The organism is Stenotrophomonas sp., from assembly GCF_032056425.1.
GTDB lineage: Bacteria > Pseudomonadota > Gammaproteobacteria > Xanthomonadales > Xanthomonadaceae > Stenotrophomonas.
This window is the reverse complement of record NZ_DAMBCN010000043.1, coordinates 1-14,686: the sequence shown is the minus strand read 5'-3', so window position 1 is coordinate 14,686 and position 14,686 is coordinate 1. Positions and strand designations below refer to the sequence as shown.

Here is a 14,686-nt window from a genome sequence, read left to right as displayed (position 1 = left end):
TCGAGACTGCCGCCTGAAACAGCTTCATGGCGTCCGTTCTCAGGGAGCCAGACCACACACCCCGCAAACCCACAGCCCCCCGCCCTCGACAGGTTCCTGGTGACGGACGGACATGCTTCGTAGCGTCGAGCTTGCTCGACTGGATCCAGAAGCGGTGGGTCGAACGGAAACAAGAAAGGGTCGGAGCCGTTTTCCTTCGGAAAACGGCTCCGACCCCTCTGCGAGTGCGCGCAGCGCGCGACCCGCTTTTGATTTGCTTTTTCTTTTCCGTGGCTGGACGCACACGGAAACTGTCAGAGGCCGGGCGGGTGGGTTGCGCAGGGGCGCAGGCGCCATGGATGGCGCCTACGAGCTTACAGGGACGTACTTGCAGCGTCCCCTGTGCAACCCACCCGCCCGGCCCAATCACATGATCCGGAGCCCGCGGCCAGCCACGAGGGGCTGTGCCGTTGGCTGGAAACTCAGTACCGCTTGATCCCCGGCACCGTGCAGCCTTCCAGCTGCGCATGCGCCGACACCGCGTTTTCCTTCTCGCCACGCGCCAGACGTGCCTGTTCGATGGTCGCCCAGTGCCGGCGGCACAGCGGCCCGGTCTTCGAGCCCAGGTCCACCGCCTTGCGCGCAAAGGTCTCGGCCTCGGCCCACTGTCCCTGCAGCAGGGCGATCTCCGCCCGTTCCTGCAACACCGACGGATCGCCGGCCACGATCTGCAGCGCCTGGTCCAGGCTGGCTGCGGCGGCAGCCAGATCATTGCCCTGGCGCTGTGCCAACGCCGCCTGACGCAGGTCTTCCACCTGCGGATCTCGCAGCGGCTGCACCGACAGTTCCTTGTCGTCCGGGCCCGCAGCCGCATCCACGGCGGCCAGACGCTGTGCCGGGGTGGTGGTGTCCACCGGCTTGACCACCTGCGGCGCACTGCTCATGCAGGCCGCCAGGGCAAGGCTGAGGGTGGCAGCGGCCACCGGCGCATACAGGGTTCGCAGATTCATGGGCTTCATCGGCTGGGGGAAGGAGATGCGGCGGCCGGGGCCGGCGCGGCTTCGGCAGGCGGTTCAGGTTTGCGGTCCAGGCCGAACCAGCTGCGCCAGCCGCCACCCTCGCTTTCGCCGCCCTGTTCTTCCGGCACGCTGGCTGGCGCGCACGGCGCATAGGCCGGTGCATAGCCCACCACGAACGGGAACCGGCGCGCGCCCGGGCACCCTTCATCGGTGCTGTTGGTACCCGTGGCCGCCACCGGCTGCCAATCCAGGCCCTTGTTGCTGACCTTCAGCGGCGCGCTCGGCAGGCGCTGGAAGATGCCCGACCAGACCCGCATCGCACCGGTGGCACCATACAGCCCGGCCTGCTGGTTCTGATCGTTGCCCATCCAGATCACCGCCAGGTGGTCACCGGTGTAACCGGCGTACCAGCTGTCACGGCCATCGTTGGTGGTGCCGGTCTTGCCCGCCGGCTGCAGGCGGCCCAGGCCATCAGCATTCAGGCGCTGCGCCGTACCGCTGGCCACCACCTGCTGCAGGCCGATGCTGATCAGGTTGGCGGCAATCGAATCGCCTTCCTGCGCCGGGGCCGGGGTCTTGTCATAGCGCTTGAGCAGCTTGCCCTGCGGGTCCAGCACGCCACGCACCGCATGCAGGGGCTGGATCTCGCCGCCCGAGGCCAGGAACTGGTACAGCTGGGCCATGGCATAGGGGCTCTGGTCGGTCGAACCCAGGATCACCGCCGGGTTGGCCTCGGCCTTCAGCCCGGCCAGCACGTGGATCAGCTGGGTGATGCGCTCCGGCCCCACCTGCATGCCCACGCGCACCGTGGCCTGGTTGTAGGAATGGGCCAGCGCATCGATCAGGCGCACGGTGCCGTGGCTGCGGTTGTCAGCATTGCCGGGGCTCCAGTTGCGGCCTCGACCCAGCTGCACGGTCACCGGTGAATCGTCCACCCAGGTGGCCAGCGAGTAACGTTCAGGCTGGGCCAGCGCCAGCAGGTACACGAACGGCTTCAGCAACGAGCCCACCGGCCGCTGTGCCTCGATGGCGCGGTTGAAGCCGACTTCGGACACCTCGCGGCTGCCGATCACGGCCAGCACATCGCCGTTGTGCACGTCGGTCAGCACCATGCCGGCCTGCAGCTCGGGGCGGCGCTTGCTTTCCAGCGACTTGATGGTGCGCGTCACGGCGCCCTCGGCATAGGCCTGGGCCGACGGTGACATGCCGGTCATCACGCTCAGGCCGGCGCCCTGCAAGGCCGCTTCCGGGTAATCGTGGCCGAGCTGACGGCGCACCAGATCCACATAGGCCGGGAAGCGATTGGCGGCGACCAGGCCAGGCGTCTTCGGCACGCCCAGCGGCGCCTTCAGCGCACGCTGGTACTCGGCATCGTCGATCAAGGCGGACTCATGCAGCTTGCCCAGCACGAAGTTGCGGCGATCCAGCGCGCGTTCCGGGTTGCGACGCGGGTCGTAGTACGACGGCCCCTTGACCAGACCGATCAGCAGCGCGACCTGCTCGGTTTCCAGCGACGACAGATCGCGGCCGAACCAGAATTCGGCACCCGAGGACATGCCATGGATCGCCTGGCTGCCGCGCTGCCCCAGGTACACCTGGTTCAGATAGGCCTCGAAGATGGTGCGCTTGTCGTAGCGCGCTTCCATGATGAGCGCATACAGCACTTCATTGAACTTGCGGGTGACGGTCTGTTCCTTGCCGATGCCCAGCAGACCGCTGCGCGCCAGCTGCTGGGTGAGCGTGGACGCACCCTGCCGGCTCTGCCCACCGGAGCGGATGGTCACCCATACCGCACGGGCGATGCCGGACAGATCGATGCCGTGGTGGCGGTTGAAGTCCTTGTCCTCCACCGCCTGCAGACCGGTCACCAGCAGATCGGGCGCTTCATCCATGCGCACCAGGCGCCGTTCTTCCTGCTTCTGGCCGTACAGCGTGGCAATACGCGCCGGGTCCAGGCGCGCCGCCTTCAGCGCCTTGCGGCTGTCGGCATCGCGCAGCGAGGCAATGCTGCCGCCGGACAGGGTCAGTTCAACCCGGCGCGGGGCCACGCGGCCATCCACATCGTTGTAGCCGCGGCTGGAAATGGTGAAGCGACCGCCCTGCACGGTGTAGGTGGCCGGTTCCTTGCCCTGGCCGTCATCCCGGTAAGCCGAGGCGGCAAGTTCGGTCTTCAGGGTGGCTGCATCCATCGCCTTGCCGGGCATCACCACCAGTGGGCGCGCGTACACCCGCGTCGGGATCTGCCAGCGCAGCTCACCGAAGCGCTGCGTCACCTGTTGGTTCAGGTACAGCGTGTACGGAATCAGGAAGCCCAGGCCCAGCGCGAAGGCGGCCATGCTCCACGTGATCAGGCGGCTGCGCCAGGACGGACCGTCACCGGTCGGGTTGTCGTCGTCGAGATCGTCGATGTCGTCGGAATCGTAGCGTCGGGGCACGGGAATGCGACAATGTAGGGTCTGGCGAGTCTACCCCAGCGCCCCGCCCAAGGCAGGCCTGCCCGGCGCCCTGTTCAGCGTCTGCCCGGTGACAGCGGACCCGATTTTCCGCGCACCCCGTCCCACAGCCCCTTCAGCATGAACCTCAGGCGGGCCGCACGCTCGGGCAGGAACAGGCCGTTGCCGATGAACTTCAGCAGCAACCGCGGCACATCCTGGGCGATCCACACCCGCGGGGTGTACGCCCGGCGGTACAGCAGCACGCGGTTGCGCATGATGAAGTACAGGCGGAACGGCTTGTGCACGATCACGCCGTCGGCCTTGGCCCGCGAGGCCAGCAGCGCTTCACCGATGCTGTGGCTCATCTGCGCATCGCAGATGCCATACAGCGCCAGGCCGTTGCGCTTGGCCCGGAAGCACCAGTCCATGTCCAGGTTGTCGATGAACAGGCTTTCATCCATCGCCCCGACCTGGCGCAGCGCCTGCACCGGCACCAGCGATCCCGAGGTGATGAGGAAGTCGCAGGAAATGCGCTGCCCCGGCCCACCGCGCAGCTTGTGGTTGAGCGGAAAGCCGAAGTGCACGAACGGCGCCAGGGCACCGCTGCGGGCATCGCGGAACTGCGGGCCCACCGCCGCCACCGGCTCATGCCGTGCCAGCTCGACCAGGGCGGTGCCGAGCACCTGCACCATGCCATCGGCAAGGACGCTGTCCTGATCCATCAACAGCACGTACTCAAAGCCCAGCGCCTGTGCCTGCTCGCAGGCGCGGTTCAGCGCGGCCCCCAGGCCGACGTTGTGCGGCGAGGCGATCGCCGTCACTCCCGGCCGGTGACCCAGCTGCGCGACCACATCAAACGGCGCACTGCCATTGTCGAACACCACCAGGTGCCCGATCTGCTGCAGCACGCTGTCCACCACCCGGGCCAGCAGCTCCGTGTCGGGGCCGTACGTCACGATCACGGCGCAGACGCGCTGGGCGTCGAAACCGCCGGCCAAAGGGGCTATGGAAGACATGATCGGACGTGTTGCAGGATGCGCAGGGAGAACTGCAGGACTATACCGGAGTGCCCTGCACCGCGCAGATCCGCGGTCTAGTCGCCCTGCCCGCCCACTTGGCGCAGCCGCTGTTCGAACGCGGGCAGTTCGGCCAGGTCCGGTTGCAGCTGGCGCACCTGGTCCACCGCTGCGGCCGCAAAACGCACGTCGCCGCGGCCCAACCGCTCGCTGCCGATCGCCAGCCAGCGCTGGGCCAGACGCGTGCGTGCGGCAGGCAGCGCGGTGGCGGTCGGTGCCAGGGTCTGCCAGGCCTGCAGGCAGGCACCCGCGGCCTGCACGCGGTTCTGCCGCAGGTTGTCATCGAAGCACCGTTGGCTGGCGGGCAACAAACGTGCCGCTGCGGCTCGTACCCGCGGGTCGCGTGGGGCCACCGACTGCGCTTCACGCAGCGCGTCGAACGCACTGTGGCCGGGCGGGCTGATCCACTGCCCCGCCCGCTCGGCACGTTCCATCTGCGCCAGATGCCCGCGCAACTGACGCTCACGCTGCACACTGCCCTGCCCGGGCTGCTGCAGCGCCTGTTGCGCCACGCGCGCGCGCTGCACGCGCTGGGTGTCCTGCTGCAGCGCCAGCGGCGACGCACCGAGGGCGATGGCCCGGCCACGATCCTGTTCGGCCGCCTGGAACTGGAAATCCTCGGCATGGCGCTGGCTGCGCTGCAGCAGTGCCTGCAACGTCTGTTCGCGCCCCCGCTGCGCGGCCGGATCGTCGGCGGCCACCGCCAGCACGGCCAGGAAGCCATCGGCGGCCGCATCCAGCTGCCGTCTTTGCAACGCATGTTGTGCCTGCCGCAGGCGCCGGTCGGTGGCCCGCGCAAGGGCTTCCTGGGTCGCGGGCAGGTCGGGGTGGCCCGGATCGAACTGGCGCGCCCGCTGCACCGTCGCGGACGCGTCCGCCAACGCCCCCTGCGCCGCCTGCGTACGCGCGTGCTGCAACAGGTCGCTCAACGCATCTTCGCGTCCTTCCAGCGCAGAAAGGTTGTCAGGCTGCAGCGCCAGGACGCGCTGGAACAGCGGCAGGGCGCTGCTTTCGCCCTCGTCCAGGCGCCCGGCGGCGAACGCATTGCGGGCTTGCGCCAGCAGTGCGCCCACGCCGGCCCCGGCACGCCGCCGCGCCAGCAACTGCTGCGCCACGGCGTCGGTCTGCGCCTGTGGCACCTGCAGTTCGCGGGCCAGCGCCAGCAGCCGCGCGCCGCCCTCCAGATCGCCGGCCTGCAGATGGTCGTGTGCCTGCTGCAGGGCCGCCGCTCCGGTGCGCGCCAGTCCCTGCCGCGCCAGCGGACGATCGCCGTCCAGCGCCAGCACCGCCTGGTAGCGCTCGCGCGCGCCGCTGCCGTCGGCGGCCGTCAGGCGCCCATCTGCCAGCGCACGATCACCTTCGGCCAGCAACTGTTCGATCTGCGAATCGTCCCAGAACCATTCGGCAAGCGGCCGCCGTACCAGCACCAGCAGCAGGAACACCGCCACTGCCGCCAGCACCGCCCAGCGCCACACCCGGCGCGTGTGCCGGGCCTGCAGCCACCACCAGCGGCCTTCGCGGCGCACGCGGTCAAGCGCCGGGTGCGGCGTGCCGTGTGTGGGGTGCAGGGGCTCGCGTTCCATGCGTGCAGGGTAGCCGTGGCTGCGTGAAGCTCAGCCCAGACGGCGCGCCTCGCTCACACCGGGCAGCGCATCCAGCTTGCCCAGCAGCGTGGACAGCTGGTCGTAGTCGGTCACCTTCAGGCGCAGGCGCAGATGCGCACGGCCGCTGTTGCGCACGTTGTCGCTGTGGATGTCGAGCACGTAGGCGTCTTCCTGCGCGATCAGGTTGGTGATGTCCTTCAGCAGCCAGCGACGGTCCACGGCATTGACCACTACGTCCACTTCGTAGCCGCCGCCGGCCTGTCCCCACTCCACCGGCAGGATGCGCTGCGGACTGGTTGCGGCCAGCCGCGCCAGGGCGGCGCAGTCGGCACGGTGCACGGTGACGCCGCGGCTGCGGGTCAGGTAACCCACGATCGGCTCGCCGGCCACCGGCTGGCAGCAACGCGCCAGCTGCACAAGCAGGTTGCCCACCCCCTGCACGGTGAACTTGGACTTGCCCAGGTTTTCCCGGCGTGCGGTCGGGCGCGGCAAGGCCGGCGCCGGTGCCGGCTGGCTGGCCGCACGTTCGGCTTCCAGCAGCGCGCGACTGACCTGGTTCGGCCCGGTATCGCCCAGCGCGACCTGGATGTACAGATCGTCCACGCTGTCGGCATGGAACTTCTTCGCCGCGCCTGCCAGATCGGCATGCTGCAGGCCCAACCGCTTCAGTTCGCGTTCCAGCAGCTCGCGCCCGGCATGCACGTTGCGCGCCCGGTCCAGCTTGTGGAACCAGCTGCGCACCTTCTCGCGCGAACGGTTGCTGGCCAAGAAGCCCAGCGCTGGCATCAGCCAGTCGCGCCGCGGGTCGGCTTCCTTGCCGGTCAGGATCTCGACACGATCGCCACTGCGCAGCCGGTAGGTCAGCGGCACGATGCGGCCATTGACCTTGGCGCCCCGGCAGCGGTGCCCGACCATGGTGTGCACCTGGTAGGCGAAATCCAGCGGGGTGGCCCCCTGCGGCAGGTCCAGCACTTCATCCTTGGGGCTGAGTGCGTAGACACGGTCTTCGGTCAGCTCGGCATCCAGCGCGCCGGCCAGTTCATTGCCCTGCCCGTCCTGCGCCTGTTCCAGCAGCTGGCGCATCCAGGTGATCTTGCGGTCGAAGGCCTTTTCCGCGCCCTTGCCGCCTTCCTTGTACTTCCAGTGCGCGGCCACGCCCAGCTCGGCCTGCGCGTGCATGTCGTGGGTACGGATCTGCACTTCGATCGTGCGCCCTTCCGGGCCCACCACCGCGGTATGCAGCGAACGGTAGTCGTTGGCCTTGGGCCGGGCGATGTAATCGTCGAACTCGCTGGGCACCGGCGCCCACAGCGCATGCACCACGCCCAGCGCGGCGTAGCAGGCCGCCACGTCGTCCACCATCACCCGCACCGCGCGGATGTCGTACAGCTGGTCGAAGGCCAGCCGCTTCTTCTGCATCTTCCGCCAGATGCTGTAGATGTGCTTGGGGCGGCCACTGACTTCGGCGTGCAGCCCCTGCGCCAGCAACTCGCGTGACAGCACCTTCTTCACGTTTTCCACGTAGCGTTCGCGTGCCACACGGGTCTCGTCCACCTCGCGCGCAATGCGACGGTAGGTGTCCGGCTCCAGATGGCGGAACGCCAGGTCTTCCAGCTCCCACTTCAACTGCCAGATGCCCAGCCGGTTGGCCAGCGGCGCGTGGATGTCGCGGGTCAGCTGGGCCAGTGCCCGGCGCTGCTCATCGTCCAGCTTGTCGGCCGCGCGCATGCGCGCCAACTGCCGGGCCAGCAGGATCGGCACCACGCGCAGGTCGCGGATGATGGCCAGCAGCAGGCGGCGCAGGCCTTCGCTGTTGCGCCCCGCTTCCCGGCCGGCATGCAGGGCCCAGACCGGGTCGGCCGCATCCTGGCCATCGAGCAGGCCCGCCACGGCACTGCCGTGGGTGCCCAGTGGCAGAGCGTCCAGATGCGCGCGCAGCGCCGGCAGATCGAACAACAGCGCCGCCAGCACCACGCTTTCGTCAGAGGTCAGCAGCGCCAGTGCGTCCAGCGTGTCGCCCAGCACCGACCAGCTGGCCCGCATCGTGGCCTCGCCATCGTGTTGCGGCCAGTGCTCGCGCAGGGCCTGGCGCAGCGGCGCGGGCAGCACCGCCGCCGAGGGGCGGTTCAACAAGGCATCCAGGCCGGGGACAGAAGCGCGGTTCACAGCATCGGACATCAAAGACAGAGGACGCTACGGTACCGCTCCGCCCGTTCAGGAACAATCGGCCGCACCGCCATGGCCGCGCATGTGTTCATGCCGCCATGCGCTGGAATCGTGCCCTCGGCATCGGCCAGCCTGACTGGACGGTTCAGACAACCACGCAGGATTTACAAAACGAACGGCATGGTCGAAGCGGCTGTGGCGAGGGTCCGCAGCATGCCTGCAGGGAGTACCGATGTCGTGGATGGAAAGCGCTTCACCCGTCACGCTGCTGTTCAATTTCGCCTTCTTCTATCCGGTCGTCATGGCCTTTTTCTGGATGGTCGGCGGCATCTACTACTACCTGCGCCGCGAACGTGGCGGCCCGCTGCCTGACGCACCGCCGCCCCTGCGCAGCCACCCTGCCGTCAGTGTGCTGGTGCCATGTTTCAATGAAGCCACCCACATTGCCGACACGATCCAGGCGATCGCAGCCCAGGTGTATCCGCGGCTGGAGATCATCGCCATCAACGATGGGTGCCGCTGGTGACCCTGGTTGCGTGGATACTGGGCCTGCAGGCCGGCTGGGAGCGCCTGTACCTGCAGCGCAACGCCTTCGATCCCTTCATCCTGGCCGCGCTGCCGATCATCGCCCTGCTGTGTGGACTGTTGCTCATCGGCTGGGCCGAGTACAACCGCGCCCGCTTCGCCGATGCCGACCGTCGCCTGCGTCGCTCGGACGTGGCCGACGCAGCGGTGCGGGCCCGCGTGCAGGCGTCGGAACAGGTGATGCACGCCCTGCGCCGGCACCGGGTGGTGACCGTGCGCATGGACGGACAGGCCCGACCAGTGAGCGCCTGGCGGTCACAGCGCGGGCCATAGGGCAGGTGTCGCCCCGCGTGCGCTGCTCTACACTCGGGCGACATTCTGGAGGAACGCCATGTCCCTGCGCCTGTTGCGCCCGCTGAGTATTTCCCTTGCCCTGTGCACCTTCGCCCTGCCTGCGCTGGCGCAGCGCGTGGTCGAAGGCGACCTGCAGCAGCAGATGAGCCCCGCCGAGTTCCAGGCAGCCGGGCTGGACAAGCTCTCTGCCGCCGAGCTGGCCTCGCTGAACCGCTGGCTGCAGGGCAAGGTGGAAGCGGCCACGACCCAGGCCGTCGCTGCTGTGCGCGAGGAAGCCCGCGAAGAAGGCCGCCAGGAAGTGATCGTGAAGAACCGCGGGTTCGCCGATTTCGGCAGCAACGAGCCGATCACGGCCACCCTGCAGGGTGAATTCAGTGGTTTCAGCCAGGGCCGCACCTACACGCTGGACAACGGCCAGGTGTGGGAACAGACCGACGCCACCCGCGTTTCGGGCGTGCGCAAGCAGTCGCCGAAGGTCAGCATCCGGCCGGGCGTGATGGGCGTGTGGTACATGAAGGTCGAGGGCAGCAACACCCAGCCCAAGGTGCGCCGCACCAAGTAACGGCGGCGCCGGGCCGGGCCCGGCGCTACCGGATTACAGCTGGCGCAGCGCGGTCACCCGCTGCGCCAGTTTCTTGGCCGAAATGCCGGTGCGCGCGCCCAGTTCCTGTGCGAACAGCGAAACGCGCAGTTCTTCCAGGTCCCAGCGCAGCGCCTGCCATTGCGGGCGCTCGCGCAGCCCCTGCTCCTGGCCGGCGCGCAATGCCTCCAGGAACGGGTGCAGTTCCAGCATGCGGGCCTGGTCACGCGGCGGATCACGCTTGGCGCGCTCGGTACGCAGGATCATCGCCTTCAGGTAGCGCGGGTACTGCGCCAGGGCATCGGCCGGCGTATCGCGCAGGAAGCCGGGGTGGATCAAACCGACCAGCTGCGCCTCCATGTCGTCCAGATTGCCGCGTGCCCAGCCCATCAGCGGCGCTTCCAGCAGGGGTTTCAGCTCGGCCACCAGCGCCAGGATGGTCTCGGCCAGCTTCAGCCGTGACATCGCCTCGCCGAACAGCGCCTTGGCCGCATGGTCGCGGCGCTGCTCGAAGGCGGCCGCATCGCGGATCTCTTCCAGCCCCTCGGCCAGCACCGCGTTCATCGCCGCATCCACCAGATCGCCGCGCAGGCGTTCCTGCGATTCGATGGCCGCATACAGCAGGCCGGTCTTGGGTGCGACCGGCAGCTGCTTGCGTGCCTGCTTCACTTTTTCCGCCAGCGCGATCTCCAGCAGGCGACGCACGCCCAGCGGGTGGGCCTCCTGCGCCTGTTGACGGTCGGCAAAGATCCGCAGCGCCACGCTGTCACCTTCGTCCAGCAGCGCTGGATAGGCTGGCACGCCGGCTTCGCCGGGCACCTGCAGCGGAATCGGTGTGGACGGGAACGTGCGCAGGCCATCGGCGGCCATCTCGCGGCCGGCACGCGCCGCGAAGGCGTCGCCGGCGCGTGCACCGAACTTCGCGCGCAGCGCCTCCAGGTCACGCGAGGTGGCCAGCACCTTGCCCTGTTCGTCGCGCAGGCGAAGGTTCATGTGCAGGTGCGGCTCGATCGTGCCCGGCTCGAAGTCGAGCGCGCTGACCGTGGCGCCGGTTGCGCGTGACAGGAAGCGCGCGAGCTCGCCGGTGATGGCATCGGCGCTGGGCTGCGGGAACGCCTCGAAGAAGGCGCGGCCGAAGTCCGGTGCCGGCACATAGTTGCGGCGCATCGCCTTGGGCAGGCTGCGGATCAGGGCCGACGCCTTGTCGGCCACGAAGCCTGGCGCCAGCCAGCCCAGCTGCACCGGGTCCAGCGCGTTCAGCAGGTGCAGCGGCACCTCCAGGGTCACCCCGTCGTCTTCGCTGCCCGGTTCGAACCGGTAATGCAGCGGCAGCCGTGCCTGGCCCAGGGCCAGGTACTTCGGGTAGCGCTCCTGCTCGCTGCCCTCGCCGGGCAGCAGATCGGTCAACGACCAGTGCAGGCCCTTGCGCTGTTCCGGCGGCAACGCCTTCCACCAGGTCTCCAGGCCGGCGGCCGAATGGATCTGCGGCGGCACGCGGTCCAGGTACCACCGGGCCTGCCAGTCCTCGTCGGCCACGATACCGGCACGGCGCAACTTGGCTTCTTCCTCGCGGGCCTGTTCCAGCACCTTCTGGTTGTCGGCCACGAAGCTGGCGCGGGTGTTGATCTCGCCCGTCACCAGCGCCTGGCGCACGAAGATGTCGTGCGCTTCGCCCGGCGCGATGCGGCCGTAATGCACCGGCTTCTTCGGCGCCAGCACCAGCCCGAACAGGCTGATCTGTTCAGAGGCCAGCACCTGCCCCTGCGCACGCGACCAATGCGGGTCGAAGTGCTTGCGCAGCAGCAGGTGCGGCAGTTCGGCAATCACCCAGTCCGGCTCGATCGCCGCCAGGGTCATGCCCCAGACCTTCTGCGTGTCCAGCAGGTTGGCCACCAGCAGCCACGGCGGCGGGCGCTTGGACAGCGCCGAGCCCGGGAATGGCAGGAAGCGGCGCTGGCGCGGCGCCTGGAAATCACCCTTCTCGGTGCGGTGGCCGATCTGCGTGGGCAGGCCGGCCACCAGCGCCCGGTGCAGGGTCTGGTAGGCGGCGGCACGCACACGTTCGCTGAAACCACCGCCGGCCGGCGCCTGTTGCTTCTGTTCGCGCATGGCCACCGGGGCCGGTGCGGCCTCGGCCTTGCCTTCGCGGGCCAGGCGCGCGGCCCGGTGCAGCTGGCCGCGGGTGGCCTTCACTGCCGCGGCTTCGTCGCGGGCCGGGGCCGGCGCGCTGCTGCCGGCCAACAGCGGCGCCATCGACGCGTCGGTACCTTCTTCCTTCCAGCCCAGCTCCTCGCACTGCAGGCGCAACTGGCGGTGCAGCTCGCGCCACTCGCGCATGCGCAGGAAGCCCAGGAAGTGGCGCCCGCACCAGTCGCGCAGCTTGGACTGGGTCAGGTCTTCGTGCGCGGTGCGGTAGGCGTCCCACAGGCGCAGCACGCCGACGAATTCAGAACGACCATCGGCGAACTGCGCGTGTGCGCTGTCAGCCGCGCCGCGTGCTTCGGCCGGGCGCTCGCGCGGGTCCTGGATGCCCAGGAACGCGGCGATCACCAGCATCGGCCGCAGGCAGCCGGCGGCCTGTGCGGCCACCAGCATGCGCGCCAGCTTCACGTCCACCGGCAGGCGCGCCATCTGCTTGCCGATCGCGGTCAGGCGGCGCTCGGCATCGATCGCACCCAGTTCGGTCAACTGCTGCCAACCATCGGCCACCGCGCGTTCGTCGGGAGCCTCCAGGAACGGGAATTCCTCAATGCGGCCCAGGCCCAGCTGCAGCATGCGCAGGATCACCCCGGCCAGGCTGGAGCGGCGGATTTCCGGATCGGTGAACTCCGGCCGCGCCTGGAAATCAGCCTCGGCGTACAGGCGGTAGCAGATGCCCTCGGCAATACGTCCGCAGCGGCCCTTGCGCTGGTTGGCGCTGGCCTGCGAGATCGGCTCGATGTGCAGGCGGTCCAGCTTGTTGCGCGGGCTGTAGCGCTTGACGCGGGCGAAACCCGGATCGACCACGTAGCGGATGCGCGGCACCGTCAGCGAGGTTTCCGCCACGTTCGTGGCCAGCACGATGCGCCGGTTCGGGCCGGGGTTGAAGACCTTGTCCTGGTCCTGGTTGGACAGCCGCGCGTACAGCGGCAGCACATCGGTCTGCCGGTACTTGCGCCGTTCCAGCGCCTGGTGCGCATCGCGGATCTCGCGCTCGCCGGGCAGGAAGATCAGCACGTCGCCGCGCGAATCAAGGCGGGTGATCTCGTCGATGGCCGACACGATGGCGTCGTTCACCGTGCGCTCGCCTTCCTGCTCGCCCTCGCCTTCCAGCGCGCGGTAGCGCACTTCCACCGGGAAGGTGCGCCCTTCCACGCTGATCACCGGCGCATTGTCGAAATGCTGGGCGAAGCGCTCGGTATCGATGGTGGCCGAGGTGACGATCAGCTTCAGGTCCGGACGCTTGCGCAGCAGCTGTTTCAGGTAGCCCAGCAGAAAATCGATGTTGAGGCTGCGTTCGTGCGCCTCATCCACGATGATCGTGTCGTAGTTCGACAGCCAGCGGTCGCTGGCGATCTCCGCCAGCAGAATGCCGTCGGTCATGAACTTGATGCGGCTGTCGTCGCTGACCTTGTCGTTGAAACGCACCTGGTAGCCCACCAGCTGGCCCAGCTCGCTGTGCAGTTCCTGCGCCACGCGGCTGGCCACCGCACGTGCGGCAATCCGTCGCGGCTGGGTGCAGCCGATCATGCCGGCCTGGCCACGGCCCGCAGCCAGGCACAGCTTCGGCAGCTGGGTGGTCTTGCCCGAACCGGTTTCGCCGGCGATCACCACCACCTGGTGGTCGCGGATCAGGCCGATGATCGCCTCGGCTTCACGCGCAATGGGCAGCTGCGGGTCCAGAGTAATGGACGGCTGCTGCTGCGCCCGCTGCTGGCGGCGCTGCACCGATGCCTGCAGGGCCTGCTCGAACGTGGCGGCCAGGGCCGCATCCTCAGGCTTGGCCTGGCAACGCGACAGCATGCCCAGCAGACGGCCCCGGTCGCGGCTCATGGCGCCATCGATGGCGGCGCGCTGTTGGCGCAGGCGGGGCGGCATATTTTTATTGATAGCGTTCATCAATCGGTTCGTTCAAAACTTTGAAAGCGACCAGTCATCACGACTGATTTACTGTGAAGGCCAACGATTCCACAAGGAGGAACCCCATGGCGAAGACCAAGAGCACGACCAAGCCCAAGACCGGCAAGCAGAAGCTTGCGGCGGCGGCGCCGTCGGCACCCAACATCGATATCGGGATCACCCAGGGCAACCGCAAGAAGATCGCCGACGGTCTGTCGCGGTTCCAGGCCGATGCGTTCACGCTCTACCTGAAGACCCACAACTTCCACTGGAACGTGACCGGGTCGATGTTCAATTCGCTGCACACCATGTTCGAGACCCAGTACACCGAGCAATGGGCGGCGCTGGACGATGTGGCCGAGCGCATCCGCGCCCTGGGGTTCAATGCCCCGGGCTCCTACCGGGAATTCGCTGCGCTGACCTCGATTGCCGAGGAGCCGGGCCTGACCGACAGCGCGGACTGGCGGGAAATGGTACGCCAGTTGGTGGTCGCCAACGAAGCGGTGTGCCGTACGGCCCGTGAAGTGCTGGATGTGGCGGACGATGCTGACGACGCCCCGACCGAGGATCTGATGACCCAGCGCCTGCAAACCCACGAAAAGTACGCCTGGATGCTGCGCTCCCTGCTCCAGTAAGGGTTTTGGGGGTTTGCGGCAGGGCTTTGTAGAGTCGAGCCATGCTCGACTGAAGCAACGTCAAAGGCGGGTTTGCTGAGGGTTGGCGGGGTGGGTCCGGTTGAGGGGGACGCCGTAAACCCATCCATGGGGGCTTATCCGCGCCATCCATGGCGCGGATTGGTCTGGCTCCCCGTCAGCGGACGCCAAGAAGCGATACTTTGATCGCACTTGGA

10 protein-coding genes are annotated in these 14,686 nt (G+C 68.5%); 4 read left to right on the top strand and 6 right to left on the bottom strand.

Annotated elements, in window-relative coordinates; translation table 11 throughout:
* Nucleotides 1-461: 461 nt before the first annotated feature.
* The 5 genes from RTY46_RS18700 to RTY46_RS18680 all read right to left on the bottom strand — a co-directional run bounded on the left by RTY46_RS18700 (nt 462) and on the right by RTY46_RS18680 (nt 8,291).
* The gene (locus tag RTY46_RS18700) at nt 462-998 is read right to left on the bottom strand and encodes a hypothetical protein (protein WP_312710266.1); all 537 of its coding nucleotides are present in this window, start codon (nt 996-998) and stop codon (nt 462-464) included.
* Entirely contained in the window at nt 995-3,433 is a 2,439-nt protein-coding gene (gene mrcB, locus RTY46_RS18695) for a penicillin-binding protein 1B (protein WP_312710264.1), read from the bottom strand. Before mrcB ends, RTY46_RS18700 begins: the two co-directional genes overlap by 4 nt.
* Before the next feature lie 74 nt (nt 3,434-3,507).
* A complete protein-coding gene (locus RTY46_RS18690; RefSeq protein ID WP_312710262.1) occupies nt 3,508-4,449 on the bottom strand; it encodes a glycosyltransferase family 2 protein in 942 nt (313 codons plus the stop codon).
* A gap of 77 nt (nt 4,450-4,526) precedes the next feature.
* On the bottom strand, nt 4,527-6,092 hold the full coding sequence (locus tag RTY46_RS18685) for a hypothetical protein (protein WP_312710261.1): 1,566 nt from the start codon (nt 6,090-6,092) through the stop codon (nt 4,527-4,529).
* A gap of 30 nt (nt 6,093-6,122) precedes the next feature.
* Complete coding sequence (locus RTY46_RS18680) at nt 6,123-8,291, bottom strand: bifunctional (p)ppGpp synthetase/guanosine-3',5'-bis(diphosphate) 3'-pyrophosphohydrolase (RefSeq protein WP_312710260.1); 2,169 nt, start codon at nt 8,289-8,291, stop codon at nt 6,123-6,125.
* Between the two features lie 220 nt (nt 8,292-8,511).
* On the opposite strand from RTY46_RS18680, the gene RTY46_RS18675 reads away from it, so the two are divergent.
* From RTY46_RS18675 to RTY46_RS18665, 3 genes are read left to right on the top strand one after another with little or no spacing between them, the layout of a single operon-like run.
* Nucleotides 8,512-8,805 carry a glycosyltransferase family 2 protein gene (locus RTY46_RS18675; RefSeq protein WP_312710259.1) on the top strand — a complete coding sequence of 98 codons (294 nt, stop codon included), beginning with the start codon at nt 8,512-8,514 and terminating at the stop codon, nt 8,803-8,805.
* Entirely contained in the window at nt 8,802-9,137 is a 336-nt protein-coding gene (gene pgaD / locus RTY46_RS18670) for a poly-beta-1,6-N-acetyl-D-glucosamine biosynthesis protein PgaD (protein ID WP_312710257.1), read from the top strand. Before RTY46_RS18675 ends, pgaD begins: the two co-directional genes overlap by 4 nt.
* Nucleotides 9,138-9,195: 58 nt before the next feature.
* Nucleotides 9,196-9,720, top strand: coding sequence for a hypothetical protein (locus tag RTY46_RS18665; RefSeq protein WP_312710255.1), 525 nt, complete (start codon nt 9,196-9,198; stop codon nt 9,718-9,720).
* A 33-nt stretch (nt 9,721-9,753) separates the two neighbouring features.
* Here the strand turns inward: RTY46_RS18665 and hrpA are convergent, their stop codons facing one another.
* The gene (hrpA, locus tag RTY46_RS18660; RefSeq protein WP_312710253.1) at nt 9,754-13,836 is read right to left on the bottom strand and encodes an ATP-dependent RNA helicase HrpA; all 4,083 of its coding nucleotides are present in this window, start codon (nt 13,834-13,836) and stop codon (nt 9,754-9,756) included.
* A gap of 86 nt (nt 13,837-13,922) precedes the next feature.
* Here hrpA and RTY46_RS18655 point away from each other — a divergent pair, with 86 nt between their 5' ends.
* The gene (locus RTY46_RS18655; RefSeq protein WP_108753905.1) at nt 13,923-14,471 is read left to right on the top strand and encodes a Dps family protein; all 549 of its coding nucleotides are present in this window, start codon (nt 13,923-13,925) and stop codon (nt 14,469-14,471) included.
* The last annotated feature ends 215 nt before the right edge of the window (nt 14,472-14,686 follow it).

What these genes read in the sequence shown, in the direction of transcription:
- hrpA (WP_312710253.1), bottom strand. Translation starts at nt 13,836, where the DNA reads ATGAACGCTATCAATAAAAATATGCCGCCCCGCCTGCGCCAACAGCGC.
- RTY46_RS18700 (WP_312710266.1), bottom strand. Translation starts at nt 998, where the DNA reads ATGAAGCCCATGAATCTGCGAACCCTGTATGCGCCGGTGGCCGCTGCC.
- RTY46_RS18685 (WP_312710261.1), bottom strand. Translation starts at nt 6,092, where the DNA reads ATGGAACGCGAGCCCCTGCACCCCACACACGGCACGCCGCACCCGGCG.
- RTY46_RS18665 (WP_312710255.1), top strand. Translation starts at nt 9,196, where the DNA reads ATGTCCCTGCGCCTGTTGCGCCCGCTGAGTATTTCCCTTGCCCTGTGC.
- RTY46_RS18680 (WP_312710260.1), bottom strand. Translation starts at nt 8,291, where the DNA reads ATGTCCGATGCTGTGAACCGCGCTTCTGTCCCCGGCCTGGATGCCTTG.
- RTY46_RS18675 (WP_312710259.1), top strand. Translation starts at nt 8,512, where the DNA reads ATGTCGTGGATGGAAAGCGCTTCACCCGTCACGCTGCTGTTCAATTTC.
- RTY46_RS18655 (WP_108753905.1), top strand. Translation starts at nt 13,923, where the DNA reads ATGGCGAAGACCAAGAGCACGACCAAGCCCAAGACCGGCAAGCAGAAG.
- RTY46_RS18690 (WP_312710262.1), bottom strand. Translation starts at nt 4,449, where the DNA reads ATGTCTTCCATAGCCCCTTTGGCCGGCGGTTTCGACGCCCAGCGCGTC.